This window comes from Desulfobaculum xiamenense (assembly GCF_011927665.1).
In the GTDB taxonomy this organism is placed as follows: domain Bacteria; phylum Desulfobacterota; class Desulfovibrionia; order Desulfovibrionales; family Desulfovibrionaceae; genus Desulfobaculum; species Desulfobaculum xiamenense.
On record NZ_JAATJA010000002.1, the window covers coordinates 703,078 to 724,026 of the forward strand.

Consider the following 20,949-nt stretch of genomic DNA (forward strand, 5'->3'; position numbering starts at 1 on the left):
TGGTTCTAGCCGTCCGTTCCGTCGTCAAGACGGCCTTCGAGGTCCGTGAAGCTGCGTCCGAAGAGCGTTGCGTGGAAGCGGTCGATCTCGGTCATGAGGTCCACGTCGGCCATGCGCTCCGGGTACAGGCGCTTGGCCAGCCACAGCACGCCAAGTGCCGAGAGCGGCGAGGGAAAGTCCCACGGAGCGAGTTCCGACGGGAATCCGTAGACCTGCCCGCTGACCACGGCGGACACCTGCGCGAACTGCGCCCCGGCCAGCGCCTCGGCGGCCTTGCGCCGGGCATGGGCGGATACCGCCACCAGATCGGGGTTCCACAGCATGAACTGTTCCGGCGAAATCTCGTGGAAGAAGCCGGACAGCTCGTGGCCCACGTTGCGGCCGCCGGCGCGGGTGATGATGTCGTCCTGCAGGAGATCGCCGGTGGCCGTGGCGAAGAAGTCGTGCGGTGCGGCGAAGTAGACCGAACGCCGGGCCGTAGCCGGGATTTCGTCCACGCGGTCCCGAACGAGGCCGAGAACCCGCTCGCATTCGGCGATGGCGCGTTCGGCGCGCTGCGGCTCGCCTGCGGCGGTGGCGATAAGGCGTAGCGCGGCGAAGAGTCCCTCGAAGGTCTCCGGTTCGATGATGACGGCGCAGATGCCGTACTCGCGCAGGCGTTCGGCGATCTGCCTGCCGTCCTTCTGCGAGTAGAGGATGACGAGGTCCGGTTGCACCGAGAGGATGGTTTCGAGGTTGAGCCCGGTGGATTTGCGGCCAACGCCGGGCAGTTTGCGCAGTTGTGGGCGCAGGCCGCTTTGCAGGTCGTCGAACTTGGAGTCCGTGTCGATGCCCGCCAGCCGGTCCATGAGGCCGAGAGCGGCGAGGCATAGGCTCGCGGGCTTGTAGGTGGTCACGATGCGCGTGGCGCGCTCTGGGGCCTCGACAACGCGCCCGGCCATGTCCGTCACCGTGCGGGCGGAGCCTATGGTTGGCGCGAAGAGCGTGGCAAGGACCACCGCCGCGCACAGCGCGAGGGCGGACCATGCGGGGATGTGGGGCGTCGGGACGGGGCGTTTCATTGCGGGCCTCCTGTGCGTGCGCCTCCGATGCGTGCTGTTTCGCGCCGGGCAAGGCGCAGGGCGAGGACCACGATGCATGCGATCATCACCGCATAGACGCAGAAGAACACTTCGTGCAGCGGATTCCATGACAGCGCGAACACCGCGCGCAGGGGTGCGTCCAGAGCGTCGTCGCGCTCGATGCGCGTCAGCGTGAGGCGCAGGCCCTCGCGCACGAGGGGGGCGAGCACGCGCACCGTGCCGTCCATGAGCGTTTCGCCATTGCGTAGCACCTGCACGGTCACCGGGTTGGCCTCGGGGTGGAATTCGGCGCGCGTCATGCGCCCGCGCGGGTCGGAGCGGCTGTGGCGCAGCAGTTCCGGATTGTCAGTGAAGTCGATGGTCGCGACGCGCACGGCGTATCCATCGTCGAGTTCGGCCTGTTCGCCGGGGGAAAGGCGGATGCCCGTGTGCTTGAAGCCCACGGTGATGTCCGAGAGGTGGCCGATGAGCACCACCGCGAAGAGCAGATGCACGAGGAGCATGGCCGTGCGCTCGGCGTCGCGGTGGCGGCGGGCCTGCGGGACGAGGCGTGTCCACAGGCTGGCCAGCAGGTTGAGCATCAGCATGCCCGCGGCCGCGAGTCCGCAGGCGAACCACGCCGCGATGAGCGGGTGCGAGCGTGCGGCGTCGGCGAGCCAATCGATGACGAGGGTGGCGTTCATGGCCTTGAAGATCTCGGGAGCGCCGATGCGCGAGGCCATGACGCAGCCGACGACGAGCCATGCCGCCAGCGCGGCGAAGCACCACATGGTGCAGGTGAGCGAGGCGAGTCTGCGCATCATGCCTCCAGAAACTGCTGGGCCACGTAGACCGCGAGAATTGTCACCGATGCCGCCAGCGACACCGCCGCCCGCGTGCGTGGCGACGCGGCGAGTCTCGGCGGCAGGTGGCAAGGGATCATGATCAGCAGAAACATGCCGTAACCCATGAAGAAGTTGAAATTCCACTGCCACGTGTCGCCCCAGCCGAGCAGGCACCACACGCTGCCACACAGCTCCCCGCACAGGAAGGCCGCCGCGGCCAGCACGAGGTGCACCCGGCCGCGCGCGGCGAGCTGGGCGCGTTCGTCCTCGGTGCGGTCTGGCAGGAGCGCGCCGAGGCAGGGGGCGGCGGCGCAGGCCAGAAGGGCCATGGCCGTCATGCGCATGAAGAAGAAGCCCTGCGCCCACGGCGAGGCGTACATGAAGTAGTCCGCATTGAGCGTGTAGGTCGACAGCGGGGCCAGCGCCAGCAGGAATGCGCCAATGGCCCACGCGGCGGGTGAGGTCTGCACCGCGCCGGGGCGGCGGTCGCCTATCCATGCCGCGATGCCGCCGACGAGGGCGATGTAGGGGAAGGCCTCCATGGCGCCGAACAGCGGTGGGCGTTTGGCGATGAGGATCACCAGCCCCACAGCGGCGGCGTTGGCCGCCATGGCGATGAGCGCCGCCGCACGCGCGGCGGCCGGGCGCTCCAGCCGGAACAGCCCGGCTGCGGCGAAACTCGCGGCGAGGGCCAGGCTGAAGGCCTGATGGACATGGACTTCGTTCACGACAGGTCTCCTCGGGATGTGTCGAGCAGGCGGGAGAGCCTGTCGAGGGCGTCGGGCGCTGCGGCGTCGACGCAGATGGGCGAGAGGGAAAAAGCTTGGGCCACGTCGGCCGCGAAGGCCGTCCGCACAACCCACAGATGCGTCACGGGCAGGGCGAGAAGTGGGGCGAGCAGCGGCGCGAATCCCCCGCCGTTGAGTTCCATCCGGCCCACTTCGTCGACCACGGCCACCCCGGCCGCGAGGCAGCGTGCGGGCGCGAGGGCGCGGCGGATGGCTTCGTCCGCGCCGGGCTGGAACGCGAAGGGTGCGCCGTTGCCGGGGGGCGACACGCGGCGCGAGAGCGGCGTGCGCGTCCCGGTGGAGAGGTCCTCCAGCACGAAGCCGGAGCGGATGCCGTCCTCCCACAGGCCGTGGGCCAGCACTCCGGCGAGGGCGCGGCCCTGCGCGCGCTCGCGCTCGGCGAGCCGCGCGACAAGGGTGCTCTTGCCGACGTGCCTGTCTCCGGTGACGAAGATGGCGGCTGGCCGCTTGTTCATCGTGTCTCCGCGCCGTGCGGCGGGAGGGCGGACCCTCCCGCCGGGGCGGTTTGCGCTAGAAGCTCGCCTTGAGGCCGAGCAGGAAGTTGCGGCCGGGCGAGGGGTATTCGTTCCCGTCGTCGTAGTAGTTGACGTCGAAGATGTTCTTCATCTCGAAGTACACTTCGTAGTGCTCCATGAACTCCTTGGAGATGCGGCCATCCACCACGAAGAAGTCCTTCATCTTCACTTCCTCGTCGGTGGGGTTGGTCATGTCCGGAAGATCGGAGTACGCGCCGCGCATGTGACGCGCACGCAGGTGCAGGTTCACCAGCGCCTTGGGCACGAGGTAGTCGAGCCCGAGGCTCAGGATGTGCTCCGGTGCGCGCTCGATGTAGTCCGTTGCGCGTCCGTCCGTGCGGTTGCGAGCATTGTTGTAGGTGTAGCTGGCGCTGAGCGCAAGGTCGTCGATAGGTCTGAAGCGTGTTCCTGCCTCGAAGCCCATCATGCGTACTTCGCCGATGTTCTGCTGGAGCCTGTTTCCTGCGGAGTCTTCGGTGAGGGTGATGTAGTCGTCGACGTCATGCATGAAGAGGGAGAGTTCCACATCGAGGCGGTCGGTCAGGGCGCGCTCCGCACCGATGAGGTAGTTGATGGACTTTTCGGTCTTGAGGTCAGGATTGCCACCCTTGCTGCTGAAGTAGTTGCTCAGGGTGGGGAAGCGGGACTTGTGCGCCACGGAGCCGTAGAGCCGCGTGCCGTCCTCGAAGCGGTAGCTCAGGCCGATCATGGGATTGAACGCGGTTTTGTCGTCGGGAGTCTCCAGCTCCGTGCCGTCGGCCTCCTCGGCCTTGTCCACGGTGGACCAGTCGTAACTTGCGCCGACGACCACGGTGGGCCAGTCGCCGTAGTTCATTTCGTTCTCCACGGCCACCGAGCCGGTGTAGGAGTAGTACTCCTCGAACTCGGCATCTTCGGTTTCGCGACTCTTGTGCGAATCGCCCCGGTAGTGGACGGCGAAGCGCACGGTGTCCCACTCGCAGGGGGCGACGTCCGCGAAGAGCGCGGCGCCAAGCACGTGATCTTCGAAACGGCTGGTGGCCAGGAAGGTGGAGTGGTCCGGCTCCGCATAGGAGGAATATTCGTCGTCATGGGAGTGGTAGAAGGCCTGCCCGCGCAGGGTCAGCCACTGGGTTGCCACGCGGCGGGCGCTCAGGTCGAAGCCCCAGTCGCGGTATTCGTCGATGTCCGCCATGTCGGAGAAGATGTTGCCCTTCTTGACGAAGCCGCCCTTGTCGCTGACCGGGATGCCGTATTCGGACCGCGTGTGGAAGGCGTTGAGGTAGACGTCGGTGTCCTCGTCGGGGCTTATGCCGATGCGGGCCCACAGGGTGTCTGCCTCGCGGTCGGAGTGGTCGCGCAGGCCGCCGTCCTCGTGGACATAGCTGGTGCCCTTGATGTCGGCCACGTGGGTCTCGTAGTCGTCCGAGAGCCAGTAGCCGTCGGTGGAGGTGCGGTCGTAGCTCAGCCAGTAGTTGACGTTGCCCACGGTGTTGGCGTGGGCGGCTGCCACGCGGTAGGTGTTCGCGTCACTGACTTCGCCGGTGAGGTCGATGGTCGGTTTGGCGGTGCCCTTCTTGGTGATCACGTTGATCACCGCGCCAAGGTAGTTGGGACCGTAGAGCACCGAGGGGGCGCCCTTGGAGATTTCGATCTTCGAGATGATGGACGCGGGAATCTGGCGCAGGTTCAGCTTGCCGTAGTAGGTCTCATAGTAGGGCACGCCGTCGATGAGCACCAGCGAGCGCGACTGGTCGAAGCCGTGCACGAAGAATTGCGGTTCGCTTTTTGCGCCCGTGCCCACGTGGATGCCGGGCGCGTACTGGAGCGCGTCGACAAGGGTTTTTGCACCCATGGCCTCGATTTCCTGCGCATCGATGACCGTGTTGATGGAAATGTCCCGAACGCCGGGTTTTTCGCCACTGACGATGATCTCGCCAAGGGTGAAGACCTGTTCCGAATCGTCCGCCCAGGCGGCGGTGGTCGTGAACGTCACGGCCAGCGCGAGCGCCAACAGGCGGATGCCGAGCCTCCTCATGATTCCAACCTCCGTGTGAGTTCGAGAGTGGCACGCAGGCGACTGCGTGCGGAGTCCAAGGTCCGTGCGAGAATGGATGCTTCGGCCACATGTTGCCACGCCGCCGAAAGGTGCTCCGGGTTCAGGGCTAATAAGTCGGGTTCGGTATTGTCAAGGTAACTGTCATGAATCGTTGTAAATGGTGTGCAAAAGTGTGCTCAAGATGGTTGGAAGGCGGATAGTGTAATACTTACTAAAAAGAACTGAAGGCAACCATAAATGACAATGAATTGCTTGGACTCCGCGTGCGTTTCCAAAATTCTGACGACAATCTGTATTGAAACGCTATGGCATGTGGAATGAGGTGGGAGGATGGAGTTTTGGCGCAGTGTGTCGCAAGAAACGCGTGTGCCGGAAGTGAGTATGGAGCGGCTGCACGCCGGTGAGTGCGGATGTTGACCGCTCCTGTTTGTGTATCCCTTTGCAAATGTTCATGTTGCGTGTATATAGTAGTGTGGACTGCGTGCCCCGCGCCGTGCGGCGGGGAACAAAAAAGGAGTGGAACATGCGCATGACGTGTCTCAAGCTGGCCGGAGTCTGTGTGCTGTATCTGGAAGGCGCGTTCGATGTGGACGCCGCCGGGGTCGTGGCGGATGAGATTGCCCGGCGCGTCGATGGTGGGCGCTATCGATTTATTCTGGACTTGAGCGGACTTGATGAGGTGAACGAGGAGGCCATCGGCACACTGGCGCGTGCGCGCCGTGCGCTTCGCGAACGTGGTGCGGATATCTGGCTCGCGGCACCGTCGGACGAGTTTTGCGATGTGCTGGGGGATGCGCGGCTGGGGTGCAGCTTCGACATGTACGGCGATGTGCGTGCCGCGGCCGACGCCTACCGCTGATGGGCCATGGCGGGGCGGATGATCAGGCGTCCGCCTCGGCGGGCGCGGCGGCGACGGGCCTGCGGTAGAGCAGGCGCAACACGAGCCTGTCCCCGCTCAGTTCGAGCTGGCCGCCCTCGATGAGCGATGTATCCGTGCGGAGGTGATCGAGGAATGCCGCGATGCGCGGTTCGGGCCTGCCGTCCCAGCCTGGGGCGAGAGTGGTGGCGCTGGGCTGCGGAGGGATGGAGAGCGCCCGGTCGCCGGTGGCTTCGCGCACGAGGGCGTCGTCGGCCCAGAGCGCGTCGAGGCCCGGACATTGGAACGTCGGGGTGGGGTGCGCCGTCAGTCGGAGCATGTCCGCCGAGAGCGGCAGAAAGCGCGAGAAGTTGAAGGGTGGGGCCTTGGGGATGCCCGAAGTGCTGAGCATGGGGGCCTGAAGCAGGCGTTCGGCGAGGACGTCGGCCAGCCGGTCGCGCAGTTCGGGACCAAGGCGCGTCTCCACGCCGTTCATGAGTAGACGTGCCCATGCGTGCCAGCGCTGTGCGCTGGAAGCCATGGACAGGATTTCGTGGGGGATGCGCGGCTTGTAGTAGTGACGACAATGGGCGCGTATTGCGTTGTTGAACGCATTGCGCGCCTCTTTCATCGCAAGGTGGAGGACGACCTGTTTTACGTCGCACAGGTAATCATCCGGCTCGCAGATGCAGACGGGGATGATTGTTTCCGCTGTGGGAACGCCCATGGCCATCAAGTATAATGGTGCGACATTCCTGTCAATGCGTGAATCGTTGCATGTTGATGCTGCCGGATGTCGGCGAAATCGTCACTACACACAGTCGGACTGGAGTTCCGGGCCGAGGTAGGCGCGCTCCTGCGGGCCGAGGATGCCGAGGGACAGGCAGATGAGCGTCCACAGGTGTACGGTGTGCCATGTGCCGCCGAACGCCGCCCGCAGGTCGTGTATCTGCGAATGGCAGTTGTGGCAGGGGGTGATGACGTAATCCGCCCCGGTGGCCATGATCTGGTGCGCCTTGAATGCGCCGTAGGCCCTGCGCTGTGCCGGGAAGCCCGCCTGCAACGCGCCGCCGCCCCCGCCACAGCAGTAGTTGGCGCTACGGTTGGGGTGCATCTCCACGAAATTTTCTTCGCCCACCACGGCGCGCGTCACGAAGCGCAGGTCCTCGGCCACGGGATCGCCAAGGGTCTTGCGCACGAGCTGGCAGGGGTCCTGCACCGTGAATTTCAGCCCCTCGCGGTTCCAGTCCGCGTTGACGGGAAGCCTGCCCTCGCGAATCCAGCGTGCGTACCACGGGATGATGCTTTGAAGCTCGAACGACGGGGTGATGTGGAATTTTTCCAGTCCGGCCCGGACTGCGTAGAATTCGTGGCCTCACTCCGTGTTGAGCCAGACCTTGCAGCCGAGGTCCTCCACGGCCTGCACCTTGCGCCGCACGATGCGTTCCCAGCCGTCGTCATCCGCCGCGAACATGCAGTAGTTCTCCGCCGCCCAGCCTACGGAGCCGTAGGTCCAGTCCGCGCCGACGCGGTTCAGGATCTTCCACAGCGGGACCATCTCCTCGGGTTCTGTGACCGGTTCGCGGGAGTTCTGGTTCAGAAAGAACATGGCTCCCTTGCGGTCGATGGGCGCGTCGAGCGTCGTCTCGCCGTCCTGCGTTTCCCGGACTTCCTCAAGCACGTCGCCGACCACGAAAGCGAAATCCTCGGAGCTTGCGCCCATGGCGCTGGTCCCCTCGGTGCGTAGCGCCTGATCGCAGGAGCCGACGATGCCTCGGGGGCGGCTTTCGCGCGGCCACATGGCGCGGGCCTCGTAAACGAGGGCCGGGATGTCGATCTGCATGGGGCACACGTGCACGCAGCGGCGGCACATGGTGCACATCCATACCCACGGCGTGGCGGCCAACTCGTCGTCCATGCCCAGCGTGGCCATGCGCACGAAGCGGCGCGGGTCCATGCCCGCAAGCCCGGTGGCCGGGCAGGCCGAGGAGCACATGCCGCAGGTCAGGCAGGTGTCGAAGCTGCCGCCCGAGGGGAAGAGCCTGCGCGAGATGGCGCGGAAGGAGGACGCGCCGGAGTGTTCCGTGGATGCGTGCATGATGCCTCCATGTCGGATTTCGGGGCAGGACGGGGGTTGCGCTTTGCATCCGTGCATTCGATGTGTATGCCGAATGATGCAAAGCGCCACACAGTATCATTGATATAGCATTGATGCGCACGCACTGCCAGGGTGTGCCGTGTGATGCGCATGTATGGCGGTTGAGCGGGTGAACAGGATGCATTGTGTTGACAAATGCCAGTCATATGGTACGTTTGCCACGATTTTCCGGCTGCGCCGTTGTATCAGGAACCAAAACACCGGAGCGGATATGCAGACGCGGGTGCTCATCATCGGCGGAGGCGCGACGGGGACCGGTCTCGCGCGGGATTTGGCCCTTCGCGGTGTGCGTTGCGTGGTTGCCGAAATGGGCGACGTCAACGCGGGCGCATCCGGCGGCAATCACGGTCTGCTCCACAGTGGCGCGCGCTATGTCCAGTCCGACCCTCACTCTGCGGCGGAATGTCGGGAAGAGGGCGAATTGCTGCGAAAGCTTGCCCCCCAGTGCATTGATGACACCGGGGGGCTTTTTGTTGCCGTCGCCGGGGACGACGAGTCCTACGTGGCGGGGTTTCCGGGCTGGTGCGCGGCGGCTGGGGTGCCGTGCCGTGGCGTCAGCGTCTCCGAGGCTCGCGAGATGGAGCCGGAGATTTCACCGCACGCCATCGCCGCCTTCGAGGTGCGCGACGCGTCCATCGACCCGTTCCGGCTGTCGCTGGAGAATCTGTGGCACGCCCGCGACCTCGGCTGTACCTACATCCGCCGCAACCGCGTGGACCGTTTCGACATTGAGGGCGGCCGCATTCGTCGCGTGGTGCTGCGCCATGTGCGCACCGGGGCTGAGACCATCGTGGAACCGGAACTGGTGGTCAGCGCTTCCGGGGCGTGGGCCGCGAACGTTGCCCAACTGGCGGGCATCCGCATCCCCATGCTCTATTCCAAGGGCACGCTTCTGGTCACGCACGAGCGCATGGCCACGCGGGTCATCAATCGTCTGCGGCCGCCGGGAAACGGGGACATCCTTGTGCCGGGGGGCACGGTGTCTGTGCTTGGCACCACGTCGATCCGCCTGGAGGCGCTGGACGAGATACGCCCGACCATGGCCGAGGTGGACGAGAACGTGGACGAAGGCGCGGCCATGGTGCCGCGACTGGGCACCACGCGCTACATTCGCGCCTATGCGGGCGTGCGTCCGCTCATCGGAGAGGGGGGGGGCGAGGACGACCGTGGGGCGAGCCGAGGCTTCGGACTCTACGATCATGCCCGCGACGGCGTGGAGAATTTCGTGACCATCACCGGCGGCAAGCTCACCACGTTTCGCCTCATGGCCGAGAAGACCGCCGATCTCGTCTGCGAGCGCCTCGGCGTGGACGCGCCCTGCCTCACGCGCAGCATGCCCCTGCCCGTGGCGGACCGCTGCCGCTGGACCGAACCGGGGCTGTCGCCGCGCGAGTGGGCACATCGCTCCGGCGGCGAGGACGGCATCCTGTGCGAGTGCGAAATGGTGCCGCGCAGCACCGTTGATGACATCCTCGGCGGCTGTCGCGAATTTGCCAGCCAGCCAGCCCTGCGCGCCATCGGGCTGCGTAGCCGCGTGGGCAAGGGCGCGTGTCAGGGGGCGTTTTGCGGCATGCGGGTGGGGGCGCATCTCTACGACGAGGGCGTCTTCGATTCGCCACGAGGGCTGCTGCGCATTCGCGAATTCCTTTCCGAACGCTTCAAGGGCCAGCGTCCCGTGTTGTGGGGCGTGCAACTGGCGCAGGCCGAATTGGCCGAGGCCATGCATTGCGGGCTGCTGGGGCTTGATCTTCTGGATGAACCGCCGTCGGACGGAGGTGGGGCATGACGCCACCCATCGTGGATGCCGATTTGGCCGTGGTCGGCTGCGGATTGGCTGGATGCGCCGCCGCTGCCCGCGCCGCCGAGCGCGGACAGCGCGTGGCGTTGATCGGGAGCGTCGGAGCCATGGTCTTCACCAGCGGCTATCTGGACGCGCTTGGTATCGCGCCGGGGCCGCAGCGCCGTCCTCTCGACGATCCGTGGGCGGGCATCGCCGCGCTTTCGGACGCCGAACCCATGCATCCGCTTGCGCGGTTGGGGGCGGGCGAGGTCCGCGCGGCACTCGAATGGTTCCTGAACGTGCTTGCGCAGGCCGGCGTGCCCTACGTCGCCGCCGGGGACGCCAATTTCGTGGCTATGACGCCCGCCGGAACCGTCAAGCGCACATGGGCCGTGCCCGCCACCATGCGGCCGGGTGTTGAGGCTCTGTCTGATGGCGGGGTCTGCATGATCGTCGGCGTGGAGGGGCTGCGGGGATTTTCCGCGCGGCAGGTGGCGGCCAATCTGGCGGCTGCGCGCCCTGGCGTCTTGGTCGAACGAGTGGCCTTTCCGGGCATGGCGGGGCGCGAGGACGTCTATGCCGAGCATATGGCCCGCGCGCTGGAGGTGCCCGACATCCTCGACGGGTTCGCCGAAGTTTTGCGCCCGCGCGTGGGCGGTGTGCGCTACGTGGGGCTGCCCGCCATTCTCGGCGTGCACGCGCCGGAGCGTGTCCGCGCCCGGCTGGAGGAGCGGCTTGGCGTCACGGTGTTCGAGATTCCGTGCATGCCGCCCTCGGTGCCGGGAATCCGCCTACGCGAGGCCCTTGAGGAGGCCCTGCCGAAGATGGGCGTGACGCTTGTGCCTTCGCGCCGCGTGCTGGCGGTTCGGCAGAGCGGCGAGGGCTTCGAGTTGGAGGCCGGGGTGCGGGCGACGGATACCATCGTGCGGGCGCGGGGTGTGGTGCTCGCAACGGGGCGTTTCCTTGGCGGCGGGCTTCGCGCCACGCGCGCCGGGGTGGAGGAGACGGTGTTCGGGTTGCCCGTGTCGCAGCCGGAGAGCCGTTCGGGCTGGCATGCCCGTGAATGTTTCGATCCCCGAGGCCACGGGATCAACAGGGCCGGACTGGAGGTGGACGATGCCATGCGTCCGCTTGGGCGCGATGGCGCGCCCGTGTCCGGCACGCTGTTCGCCGCCGGGTCCGTCCTTGCGCATCAGGACTGGATTCGTTCGCGGTGTGGCGCGGGGTTGGCGGTGTCCACGGCCTGCCGGGCCGTGGACGCGTTCGTGGAACCGGAGAGCTGACCGGGCGGCCCATGGCCGCGATGCGTATGGTCGCACAAGGAGAGTGTCACTTTGGGCATACGAGTCGAGAACGTCACCATGACATTCGACGGCGTGGACGTCCTGAAGGACGTGTCACTCGATATCGAGGACGGGGCCTTCGTCACCATCCTCGGCGGGCTGGGGGCCGGCAAGACCACGCTCTTGCGGGTCATGGCGGGCATCGACAAGCCGACGCGCGGACGCGTGCGCTACGACGGGCGCGACGTGACCGACGAGCCGGTGCAGAAGCTGCCGGTGGCCATGGTCTATCAGCAGTTCATCAACTATCCGTCTATGACGGTGTACGACAACATCGCCTCGCCGCTTCTGGCCGGGCGGGGGAAGAAGCCCCCGCGCGAGGAGGTGGACCGCCGGGTGCGCCAGTACGCCGAGCTTCTGGGCCTCACGCGGGTACTTGACCACTATCCCGAGGAGGTGAGCGGCGGGCAGCGCCAGCGTACGGCCATTGCTCGGGCGCTGGTCAAGGAGGCGAAGTTCACCTTCCTTGACGAGCCATTGGCCAACCTCGACTACAAGCTGCGCGAGGAACTGCGCGGCGAACTTAAGAACATCCTGTCCCGCAAGGGCGGTGTGGTGGTCTACGCCACGCCCGAACCCGTGGACGCCCTGTCCATGGCCACGCACGTGGCCTACATGCAGGACGGGCGCATCCTCCAGTTCGGCGATCTGGAAAGCGTGTACCGCTATCCATGCCTCGCCGACGTGGGCGCGTACTTCAGCTATCCCACCATGAACCTTCTCGATGGCCGCCGCGAGGTGCGCGACGGGCGGACCATGATCCGCCTGTCCGACGAGCTGTGCGTGGACGTGAGCCATTTTGCGGACAAGGTGAACGGCGACGACTATCTGGTGGGCATCCGCGCCTACAACCTGCACACCCACCGCGTGCGGGACGATCTGGTGCCGCTGACGGCGGAGGTGGCCCTGTCCGAGACGCTCGGCTCCGACACCGAGCTGCATTGCCTCTTCGAGGGACGTCCCCTCGTGGTGCTCCAGCAGGAGGTGCAGCGCCACTACATCGGCACGCAGGTGGAACTGTTTCTCGATCCCAACCGGCTCTTCCTGTTCGACCCCCGGTCCCGAGAGCTGGTGGTCAAGACCTTCCTCGAATAGCACAGGGGGTATCCATGGCTTCCGTCCAGTTTCTGAACGTTTCGCATTCCTACGACCCGCCCGGAACCCCGGATGACCAGCGCACATGGGCCGTGCGCGACCTGTCCGTCACGTGGGAGGATGGCAGCGCCAACGCGCTTCTCGGCCCGTCCGGCTGCGGCAAGACCACGCTGCTCAACCTCATTTCGGGCCTTCTGCCCGCGCCCACGCGCGGCAAGGTGCTCGTGGACGGGCGCGACGTCACCGGCCTTGGCGCGCGTGAGCGCGGCATCGCGCAGGTCTTCCAGTTCCCGGTGGTCTACGACTCCATGAACGTCTTCGACAATCTCGCCTTTCCGCTGCGCAACGAAGGTATGGCCGAATCCGCCGTGCGCGGGCGCGTCATGGAGGTGGCGCGCATTCTCGATCTTTCCGACCGGCTGAAGGTTCCCGCAGCGCGGCTCAACCCGGCAGACAAGCAGAAGATCTCCCTCGGACGCGGCATCGTGCGCGAGTCCACGGCGGCGGTGCTCCTCGACGAGCCACTCACCGTCATCGACCCCAAGCTCAAGTGGGGGCTTCGGCGCAAGCTGCGCGAGGTGCAGCGCGCCCTCGGCAAGACCATGATCTACGTTACCCACGACCAGCACGAGGCGCTGACCTTCGCCGATGACGTCACCGTGGTCCGCGACGGCGTGCTGGTGCAGAAGGGCAGCCCCAAGGACCTGCACGACGATCCCGCCGCGCCGTTCATCGGCTACTTCATCGGTAGCCCCGGCATGAACGTGCTGGCCTGCACCCTCGACGACGCGGGGCTCGACTGCGGGGCGTTCACCGTTCCCCTGTCGCCGGGGCTTCGCGGAGCGGCCTCGCGGGCCACGGGGGCCCTCGAACTCGGCATCCGGCCGGAGTTTGTGGAGGCGTACCCGAGCGCGGAGGAGGACAGCATCCCCTTCACGGTCACCGTGGTGGAGGATACGGGCGCGTACAGGATTCTCACGCTGGTCACGGGCGACGCGCGCATCAAGGCTCGCGTGGCCGAGAACTTCGCCGCGGGCGAGGGCGAGACCGTGGGCGTGCGCTTCCCGCAGGCAGGCATCAAGCTCTTCGCTGGAGGCAGACGGCTCGTCTAGCCCCGGCGTTCAACGACATTCCGGAGACGCGCAATGAAGAATCGGGCATGGTTTTTCCTGATCCCCGCGCTGGTGCTCATGTCCATCAGCGCATTTGTTCCACTGATGACGGTCATCAACTATTCGCTGCACTACATCTTTTCCGGCTCGGCCCCGACCTTCGTCGGCTTCGAGAACTACGTGGAGGTGCTGCGCGATCCGACCTTCTGGGGCGCGCTGACGCGGCAGCTCTGCTTTAGCCTCATGGTGTTGCTGGTGGAGATTCCGCTCGGCATCATGATCGCCATGGCCATGCCGAGGCAGGGTGCGGCGCTGGCCGTGTGCCTTGTGATGCTCGGCATTCCGCTGCTCATTCCCTACAACGTGGTGGGCATCATCTGGCGGCTGTTCACGCAGGCGTCCATCGGCGTGGTGCCGGGCTTCTTCCGGCTCTTCGATTATTCCTACAGCGTGGCGCTCAACCCCGTGGACGCCCCGGTGACCATCTTCGTGCTCGACGTGTGGCACTGGACGCCGCTGGTGGCGTTGTTGTCCTTCGCGGGGCTACAGGCCATTCCGGACGCCTACTATCAGGCCGCGCAGATCGACGGGGCATCCACTTGGAAGACCTTCCGCTACGTCACGCTGCCCAAGCTCAAGCCCGTGCTCATCCTCGCGGTGCTCCTGCGCTTCATGGATTCCTTCAAGATCTACGCGGAGCCGCTTCTGCTCACCGGCGGCGGACCGGGCAACTCCACCACCTTCTTCAGCCTGCACGTGGCGCGCAAGGCGGAGTCCTACGAGCTGGGCTACGCGGGCGCGGTGTCCATCATCTACCTGTTCATCGTCATCATGTTCAGCTTCGTCTTCTTCCAGGCAATGACCAACATCGGCAAGGGAGAGCAGCAATGAGAATCCGCAAGCGGCACATCGCGCTGATCGTCTACTTCGTCCTGCTGTTCATCCCCATCTACTGGATGATCATCACCTCGCTCAAGACCGACAACGAGATTCTGAAGGAACTCACCTTCTTCCCGCACGAGCTCACCTTCAAGAACTACGTGGAGATATTCACCAATCCCTTCTGGCGGGCCAGCTTTGCCAACTCGCTGACCTACGTCTTCCTCAACGTGGTCATCACGCTCATGGTGGCGGTGCCCGGAGCCTACGCCTTTTCGCGCTGGAAGTTTCGCGGTGGGCATCACCTGTTCTTCTGGCTGCTGACCAACCGCATGGCCCCGGCGGCGGTGTTCATGGTGCCCTTCACGGAGCTGTATTACATCCTGCACCTCTACGACACCTGCTGGGCCGTGGCGCTGGCGCACTGCCTGTTCAACATCCCATTGGCCATCTGGATCCTCGAAGGCTTCATGTCCGGCATCCCGCGCGAAATCGACGAGACCGCGTTCATCGACGGCTACACCTTCCCGCAGTTCTTCCGGAAGGTCTTCTTCCCGCTCATCGGTCCCGGCATCGGCGTGACGGCCTTCTTCTGCTTCACCTTCTCGTGGGTGGAACTCATCCTCGCCAAGGCGCTCACCGTCACCAACGCCAAGCCCGCCGTGGTGCAATTGACCGTTGGCATCGGCGCGGAGGGCGTGAAGTGGGGCCTTCTGGCTGCTGCCGGGTTCCTGACCATCATTCCCGGCGCCATCGTGGTCTACTTCGTGCGTAACTACATGGCCAAGGGCTTCGCCCTGGGGAGGGTCTAGAACATGTGGGACTGGATTCTGGAGCAGACCGCGTGGATGTACTGGACGGCCCCGAGTCTTCTTGCCATCGGCGGGCTTCTCGTGGCCATCGCCGGAATGGCCGCGTGGGACGTGGTATCGCCAAGCGTGCCGAGGCGGGGCTTCTACCCCATCGAGACGCGCCGGGGGGACAGGTTCTTCATCGCCATCATGTCCACCATCCTCATCTTCCTTCTGTGGCTCGGTTTCGTGGGCGACGAGAACCTGCTGGTTCCCGCCGCCGCGTCCGCCGCATGGGGGCTGGTGCAGGGACGGTGGGGATAGGAATTCCGACGCTCCGGGTGGGGCGTCGCGTCGGATGACGGCATGCGCTTAAGGCGGCAGGCCCCTTTGGCCGCCACAGGGGCGCACACCATTCACCTCATGCACGGAGGGCTGGCCGACACGAAGAATTGGGGCCAATGGTCAAGGCGTTCTCTTTCACGAATTTCAAAAGGAGACTGGGACATGCTGAAACGCTACGTCTGTCTGATCGCCGCGTTTGCGCTGAGCTTCTCTCTTGCCGTCCCGGCATCGGGAGCCACCGACAAGGATGCCGCGATCGAGAAGTGGGTGGAGTTCTTCCAGCCCTGCGCCATCGACAAGGATGCGCAGCGCGCCGAACTGAAATGGTTCGCCGAGGCGTCCAAGCCCTTTAGCGGCATGGAGATCAAGTCCGTGGCCGAGGGCATCGCCACCCACAAGTGGGAATCCGAGGTGCTGACCAAGGCGTTCTTCGAGCTGACGGGCATCAAGGTCACCCACGACATCATCGGCGAAGGTGAGGTCGTGGACCGCGTGCAGCGGCAGATTCAGACCAACCGCCCCATCTACCACATCTACGTGAATGACGCGGACCTCATCGGCACGCACCTGCGCGCCGACAGCGCCCTGAACTTCACCGAGTACATGGCCGGTGAGGGCAAGGACGTCACCAACCCCGGTCTGGACCTCGCCGACCTGCTCAATCCCGAATTCGGGCAGGACTACGACGGCAACCAGCTTCAGATTCCCGACCAGCAGTTCGCGAACCTCTACTGGTTCCGCTACGACTGGTTCACCAATCCCCAGTTCATGAAGGAGTTCAAGGAGCGCTACGGCTACGAGCTGGGCGTGCCGATCAACTGGCAGGCCTACGAGGACATCGCCGAGTTCTTCACCGGCAAGGAGATCAACGGCCAGAAGGTCTACGGACACATGGACTACGGCAAGAAGTCCCCGTCCCTCGGCTGGCGCTTCACCGATGCGTGGCTCTCCATCGCCGGCGTTGGCGACAAGGGTCTGCCCAATGGCTACCCCGTTGACGAGTGGGGCATCCGTTGCGAAAACAAGATCCCCGTGGGCGCTTGCGTGGAGCGCGGTGGCGCGACCAACAGCCCCGCAGCCGTGTATGCCACGACCAAGTACGTGGAATGGATGAAGAAGTATGCGCCGCCCTACGCCGCGTCCATGACGTGGTCCGAGGCCGGTCCCACCCCCGCGCGTGGCAATATCGCCCAGCGCGTGTTCCAGTACATTACCTGGCTGGCCGACCCCGCATTCAACGATCCCTCCAGCCCCGTGACGGACGAGAACGGCAAGCCCCTGTGGCGTGTCGCCCCCACTCCCCACGGCAAGTACTGGGACGAAGGCATGAAGGTCGGCTATCAGGATGCCGGGTCCTGGACCATCCTCAAGAACTCTGTGAAGGGCGACGAGCGCAAGGCCGCATGGCTGTGGGCGCAGTTCTGCATCTCCAAGACCGTGTGCCTCAAGAAGTTCGTTGTGGGCCGCACGCCCATCCGCAAGTCCACCGTGTTCTCCGACTACCTCGCCAAGGAGGAGGAGAAGGGCACCTACGGCGGCATCGTGACCTTCTACAAGTCGCCCGTGGAGCACATGTGGACCGATTCCGGCCCGAACGTTCCCCACTATCCGGTTCTGGCCGAGCAGTGGTGGAAGCACGTGGCTCTGGCCGTCACCGGCGAGGCCACTCCGCAGGAGGCCATGGACCAGTTGGCCTACAAGATGGACGAGCTGATGGGCAAGCTGCGCCTTGCCAAGTACTCGCCCAAGCTGAACCCCATGAAGGATCGTGAGTACTGGCTGAACCAGCCCGGTTCGCCCAAGCCCGAGCGTCCCGACGAGAAGGGCATGACCATGCCCTATGACGAGCTTATCAAGCAGTGGCGCGGACAGTAGCGCCATGACCGACGCGGCGGGCCGATTCGTCCCGGTCCGCCGCGTCCCCGGAAAACACATTTGAATGAACCGCATTCCGGGAGCCGCGTTCCGCAGCGGAGATTCCGCCTCGGACCCCGCCCCCCGGGAAGCACCGCATCCCCAAGGGATACAGCCTTCCAGGACAACGCAAGACAGGAGCACAGCGATGGCTAGCTACATCGGTGCCGTGGATCAGGGAACCACCAGCACCCGTTTCATAATTTTCGACAGGAAGGGCCGCATCGTCGCCCTCGACCAGAAGGAACACGCCCAGATATACCCTCGCCCCGGCTGGGTGGAACACGATCCTATGGAAATCTGGCACAACACGCAGGAGGTCATCCGCGGAGCGCTTGCCAAGTCCGGAATCAAGGGGGCGGAGCTCGCCGCCATCGGCATCACCAACCAGCGCGAGACCACCGTGGTGTGGGATCGCGCCACCGGAAAGCCCTTCGGCAACGCCATTGTCTGGCAGTGCACCCGCACCCACGAGATCTGCAAGACCCTCATGGCCGACGGCGGGCAGGACCGCTTCCGCGAAACGACTGGGCTTGCCGTGGCCACCTACTTTTCCGGCCCCAAGATACGCTGGATTCTCGACAACGTCCCCGGTGCGCGAGAAGCCGCCGAGCGCGGCGATGCCTGCTTCGGCACCATGGAGACGTGGGTCATCTGGTGGCTTACCGGCGGGCCGCAGGGCGGGGCGCACGTTACCGACGTTACCAACGCCAGCCGGACCATGCTCATGGACCTGCGCTCCCTGCGTTGGGACGACGACATCCTCGCCGTCCTCGGCATTCCCCGGCAGATGCTTCCGCGCATCGTCCCCTCGTCCGACGCCGGAACGTGGGGCACCACGGACGAGCACGGCCCTCTGTCCGCCCGCGTGCCCGTGTGCGGCGCGCTTGGCGACCAGCAGGCCGCGCTGGTCGGGCAGGCCTGCTTCGAGCCGGGGCAGGCCAAGAACACCTACGGCACCGGCTGTTTTCTCCTCATGCACACCGGGCACGAACCCATGCCCTCCCGCCATGGTCTCATCACCACGCTGGCCTACCAGTTCAGCGGACGCGAGCCGTCCTACTGCCTTGAAGGCTCCATCGCCATCGCCGGGGCGCTGGTGCAGTGGCTGCGCGACAACATGGAGATGTTCAAGGACGCCGCCGAGATCGAGGAACTCGCAGCCAAGGTCGAGGATACTGGCGGCGTGTACGTCGTCCCCGCATTTTCCGGACTCTTCGCTCCCTACTGGCGGCCCGACGCGCGTGGCGTCATCGCCGGGCTGACCCGCTACGTGAACAAGCATCACATCGCCCGCGCCGTCCTCGAAGCCACGGCCTACCAGACGCGCGACATCGTCGAGGCCATGAACCTTGACTCCGGCGTGCCGCTCAAGTCCCTCAAGGTCGATGGCGGCATGGTGCGTAACGAATTGCTCATGCAGTTCCAGTCCGACGTGCTCGCCGTCCCCGTCGTCCGTCCACGCGTCTCCGAAACCACTTGCCTTGGCGCGGCCTACGCCGCAGGCATCGCCTCCGGCTTCTGGACCGATCGCAGCGAACTCGTTGCTAACTGGGAAGAGGACCGCACATGGCAGCCCCTCATGCCCGATGGCCAGCGCGAACAGGGCTACGCAGGCTGGAAAAAGGCCGTGCAGCGGACCTTCGATTGGGTGGAGTAGTTTCTGCTGGCGTTGGCGTGGGGCGAGGCGCGGGAGCCGCTGCGCGGGGCATAGCCTTCGGCGACCGGGGCGCTGCCCCGGCCCCGCTCAAGGGCCGTGGGCCCTTGAGAATCCCAACTAGGGCTTCGTTGTGCAAAGCCGTACGGCTCGCCAAGGGCAGACGGCTTGTCGCATGTCGGGGTTCCAAGGGGCCAGCGGCCCCTTGGCCGGCGGAGCCTACGTCTTGCACCTGTCAGTGAACGATACGCCCAGCCACTGCGACAGGGCGGAAGCCGCTGCGCGGGGCGAGGCCTCCGGCGACCGTGGCTCTGCCCCGGACCCGCTCAAGGGCCGTGGGCCCTTGAGAATCCCAACTAGGGCTTCGTTGTGCAAAGCTGTACGGCTCGCCAAGGGCAGACGGCCTATCGCATGTCGGGGTTCCAAGGGGCCAGCGGCCCCTTGGCCGGCGGAGCCTACGTCTTGCACCTGTCAGTGAACGACACGCCCAGCCACTGAGACGGCGCGGAAGCCGCTGCGCGGGGCGAGGCTAGCGTTCGGTGATGCGTTGGATGATTTCGTCGAGGGGGGCGGAGTCGTCGATGACGTATTGCGGGTCATCGGCGGTGGCGGGGCGCAGGGCAAACTGCGGCATTGAGGGAGTGTTGGCGAATCCGGGGCGTCCGGCGTCGTAGTCGAGCAGCGCTGAGCGGTGTTCGGCTTCCTGCGCGGTATCGCGGGAGGGGCGCAGGCTGACGGACGGCGGGGTGAATGCCGCACGCGTGTTGAGAAATTCCTGCTCGTATCGGCGCAGGGAGAACATGCCGTCGCGCTTTCCGGTCTCCATGATGTTTTCGATCTGGGAGAACTTGTTCTCGCGGATGGTGGTTCGCACGGCGTCGTTTCCGCGCAGAATGGCGAGGTGCGGCACGCGGTAGCCGACGCTGGGGAGCATGGTGAGGTGCTGGACGATGACTCCGGCGAGGCAGGAGGAGAGTTGCAGGCGCACGAACTCCTGTGCTTCGAGCGGGAAGGAGTTGCAGATGCGGTAGATGGCTTCCTCGGGCGTGCTGGAGTGCAGGGTGGAGATGACGAGGTGGCCGGATTCGGCGGCGTTGAGGGCGAGGCGCATGGTTTCGGCCTCGCGCAGCTCGCCGACGACGATGACGTCCGGCGCCTGCCGCAGCACGTCGATAAGTCCCTGCCCGTAGCTTTGGAAATGCAGACCGTGCTCACGCTGTTCGATGAAGGACTGCCCCGAGCGGAAACGGTATTCCACTGGGTCCTCCATGGTGACGATGTGCGCGGAGCGGGTGCGGTTGATCTCGCCCAGCATGGCGGCGATGGTCGTGGTCTTGCCGCTTCCGGTCGCTCCGCAGAAGAGCAGCAGGCCGGAGCGCAGCGAGCAGAAGTCCTTGAGGCTCGGGTGCAGATTCAGGGATTCGATGGTGGGCGTGGTTCCCGGCAGAAAGCGGATGGCCATGGACAGCCCGCGCGTGGTGGAGAAGACGTTGATGCGCAGGCGCGCGCCGGCCTCGGTGATGGCAAAGTCCACGGACCAGCGACTGCGCAGGGTTTCCTTCTGGCGCGGGTTGATAAGGCGCGCCACCAGCGTGTCCACCTCTTCCGGGGAAAAGGCGGTCTTGCGTTGCGGAAACACCTGCCCGTGCTTGCGGAACACCACGGGGTGTCCGCCGGTGATGTGCATGTCGGTGATGCCGTCCTTGAGACAGGCCACGACGAGGCTTCTGAATCGCTGCATCTGCGTGTTC

Annotated in this window: 18 protein-coding genes; 10 read left to right on the top strand and 8 right to left on the bottom strand. The window is 65.5% G+C overall.

The features are described from left to right. Positions 1-5: 5 nt before the first annotated feature. From GGQ74_RS11040 to GGQ74_RS11060, 5 genes are read right to left on the bottom strand one after another with little or no spacing between them, the layout of a single operon-like run. Entirely contained in the window at positions 6-1,061 is a 1,056-nt protein-coding gene (locus tag GGQ74_RS11040) for an ABC transporter substrate-binding protein (protein ID WP_167941599.1), read from the bottom strand. Then, positions 1,058-1,885 (bottom strand): hypothetical protein, encoded by an 828-nt coding sequence (locus GGQ74_RS11045; RefSeq protein WP_167941600.1) that lies wholly within the window; start codon positions 1,883-1,885, stop codon positions 1,058-1,060. Before GGQ74_RS11045 ends, GGQ74_RS11040 begins: the two co-directional genes overlap by 4 nt. After that, the gene (locus GGQ74_RS11050; RefSeq protein ID WP_167941601.1) at positions 1,882-2,634 is read right to left on the bottom strand and encodes a hypothetical protein; all 753 of its coding nucleotides are present in this window, start codon (positions 2,632-2,634) and stop codon (positions 1,882-1,884) included. Before GGQ74_RS11050 ends, GGQ74_RS11045 begins: the two co-directional genes overlap by 4 nt. Next, complete coding sequence (locus tag GGQ74_RS11055; protein WP_167941602.1) at positions 2,631-3,170, bottom strand: nucleoside-triphosphatase; 540 nt, start codon at positions 3,168-3,170, stop codon at positions 2,631-2,633. The genes GGQ74_RS11050 and GGQ74_RS11055 overlap by 4 nt, the downstream gene beginning before the upstream one ends. 55 nt (positions 3,171-3,225) lie before the next feature. Next, complete coding sequence (locus GGQ74_RS11060) at positions 3,226-5,247, bottom strand: TonB-dependent receptor (protein WP_167941603.1); 2,022 nt, start codon at positions 5,245-5,247, stop codon at positions 3,226-3,228. Between the two features lie 544 nt (positions 5,248-5,791). On the opposite strand from GGQ74_RS11060, the gene GGQ74_RS11065 reads away from it, so the two are divergent. Next, positions 5,792-6,127 carry an STAS domain-containing protein gene (locus GGQ74_RS11065; RefSeq protein WP_167941604.1) on the top strand — a complete coding sequence of 112 codons (336 nt, stop codon included), beginning with the start codon at positions 5,792-5,794 and terminating at the stop codon, positions 6,125-6,127. Positions 6,128-6,149: 22 nt separating this feature from the next. Here GGQ74_RS11065 and GGQ74_RS11070 read toward each other — a convergent pair whose 3' ends face one another. Then, positions 6,150-6,851, bottom strand: coding sequence for a hypothetical protein (locus GGQ74_RS11070; RefSeq protein ID WP_167941605.1), 702 nt, complete (start codon positions 6,849-6,851; stop codon positions 6,150-6,152). A gap of 84 nt (positions 6,852-6,935) precedes the next feature. Beyond that, entirely contained in the window at positions 6,936-8,222 is a 1,287-nt protein-coding gene (locus tag GGQ74_RS11075; RefSeq protein ID WP_167941606.1) for a (Fe-S)-binding protein, read from the bottom strand. Between the two features lie 271 nt (positions 8,223-8,493). Between GGQ74_RS11075 and glpA the strand changes: the two genes are divergently transcribed. The 9 genes from glpA (at position 8,494) to glpK (ending at position 19,201) form a co-directional block, all read left to right on the top strand. Continuing rightward, complete coding sequence (gene glpA / locus GGQ74_RS11080) at positions 8,494-10,068, top strand: anaerobic glycerol-3-phosphate dehydrogenase subunit A (RefSeq protein WP_167941607.1); 1,575 nt, start codon at positions 8,494-8,496, stop codon at positions 10,066-10,068. Beyond that, a complete protein-coding gene (gene glpB, locus GGQ74_RS11085; protein WP_167941608.1) occupies positions 10,065-11,345 on the top strand; it encodes a glycerol-3-phosphate dehydrogenase subunit GlpB in 1,281 nt (426 codons plus the stop codon). Before glpA ends, glpB begins: the two co-directional genes overlap by 4 nt. Before the next feature lie 51 nt (positions 11,346-11,396). Further along, on the top strand, positions 11,397-12,500 hold the full coding sequence (locus GGQ74_RS11090; RefSeq protein WP_167941609.1) for an ABC transporter ATP-binding protein: 1,104 nt from the start codon (positions 11,397-11,399) through the stop codon (positions 12,498-12,500). A 14-nt stretch (positions 12,501-12,514) separates the two neighbouring features. Then, positions 12,515-13,612 carry an ABC transporter ATP-binding protein gene (locus GGQ74_RS11095; protein ID WP_167941610.1) on the top strand — a complete coding sequence of 366 codons (1,098 nt, stop codon included), beginning with the start codon at positions 12,515-12,517 and terminating at the stop codon, positions 13,610-13,612. A 33-nt stretch (positions 13,613-13,645) separates the two neighbouring features. Next, positions 13,646-14,503 (top strand): carbohydrate ABC transporter permease, encoded by an 858-nt coding sequence (locus GGQ74_RS11100; protein WP_167941611.1) that lies wholly within the window; start codon positions 13,646-13,648, stop codon positions 14,501-14,503. Beyond that, positions 14,500-15,303: a carbohydrate ABC transporter permease gene (locus GGQ74_RS11105; protein WP_167941612.1), complete on the top strand. Its 804-nt coding sequence runs from the start codon at positions 14,500-14,502 to the stop codon at positions 15,301-15,303. The genes GGQ74_RS11100 and GGQ74_RS11105 overlap by 4 nt, the downstream gene beginning before the upstream one ends. A gap of 3 nt (positions 15,304-15,306) precedes the next feature. Further along, complete coding sequence (locus GGQ74_RS11110) at positions 15,307-15,606, top strand: DUF2160 domain-containing protein (RefSeq protein ID WP_167941613.1); 300 nt, start codon at positions 15,307-15,309, stop codon at positions 15,604-15,606. A gap of 183 nt (positions 15,607-15,789) precedes the next feature. Then, positions 15,790-17,502: an ABC transporter substrate-binding protein gene (locus GGQ74_RS11115; protein ID WP_167941614.1), complete on the top strand. Its 1,713-nt coding sequence runs from the start codon at positions 15,790-15,792 to the stop codon at positions 17,500-17,502. A gap of 187 nt (positions 17,503-17,689) precedes the next feature. Next, a complete protein-coding gene (gene glpK / locus GGQ74_RS11120) occupies positions 17,690-19,201 on the top strand; it encodes a glycerol kinase GlpK (RefSeq protein ID WP_167941615.1) in 1,512 nt (503 codons plus the stop codon). Positions 19,202-19,727: 526 nt separating this feature from the next. Here glpK and GGQ74_RS11125 read toward each other — a convergent pair. Further along, positions 19,728-20,939, bottom strand: a complete 1,212-nt coding sequence (locus tag GGQ74_RS11125) for a type IV pilus twitching motility protein PilT (protein WP_167941616.1) — start codon at positions 20,937-20,939, stop codon at positions 19,728-19,730. Between the last annotated feature and the right edge of the window lie 10 nt (positions 20,940-20,949).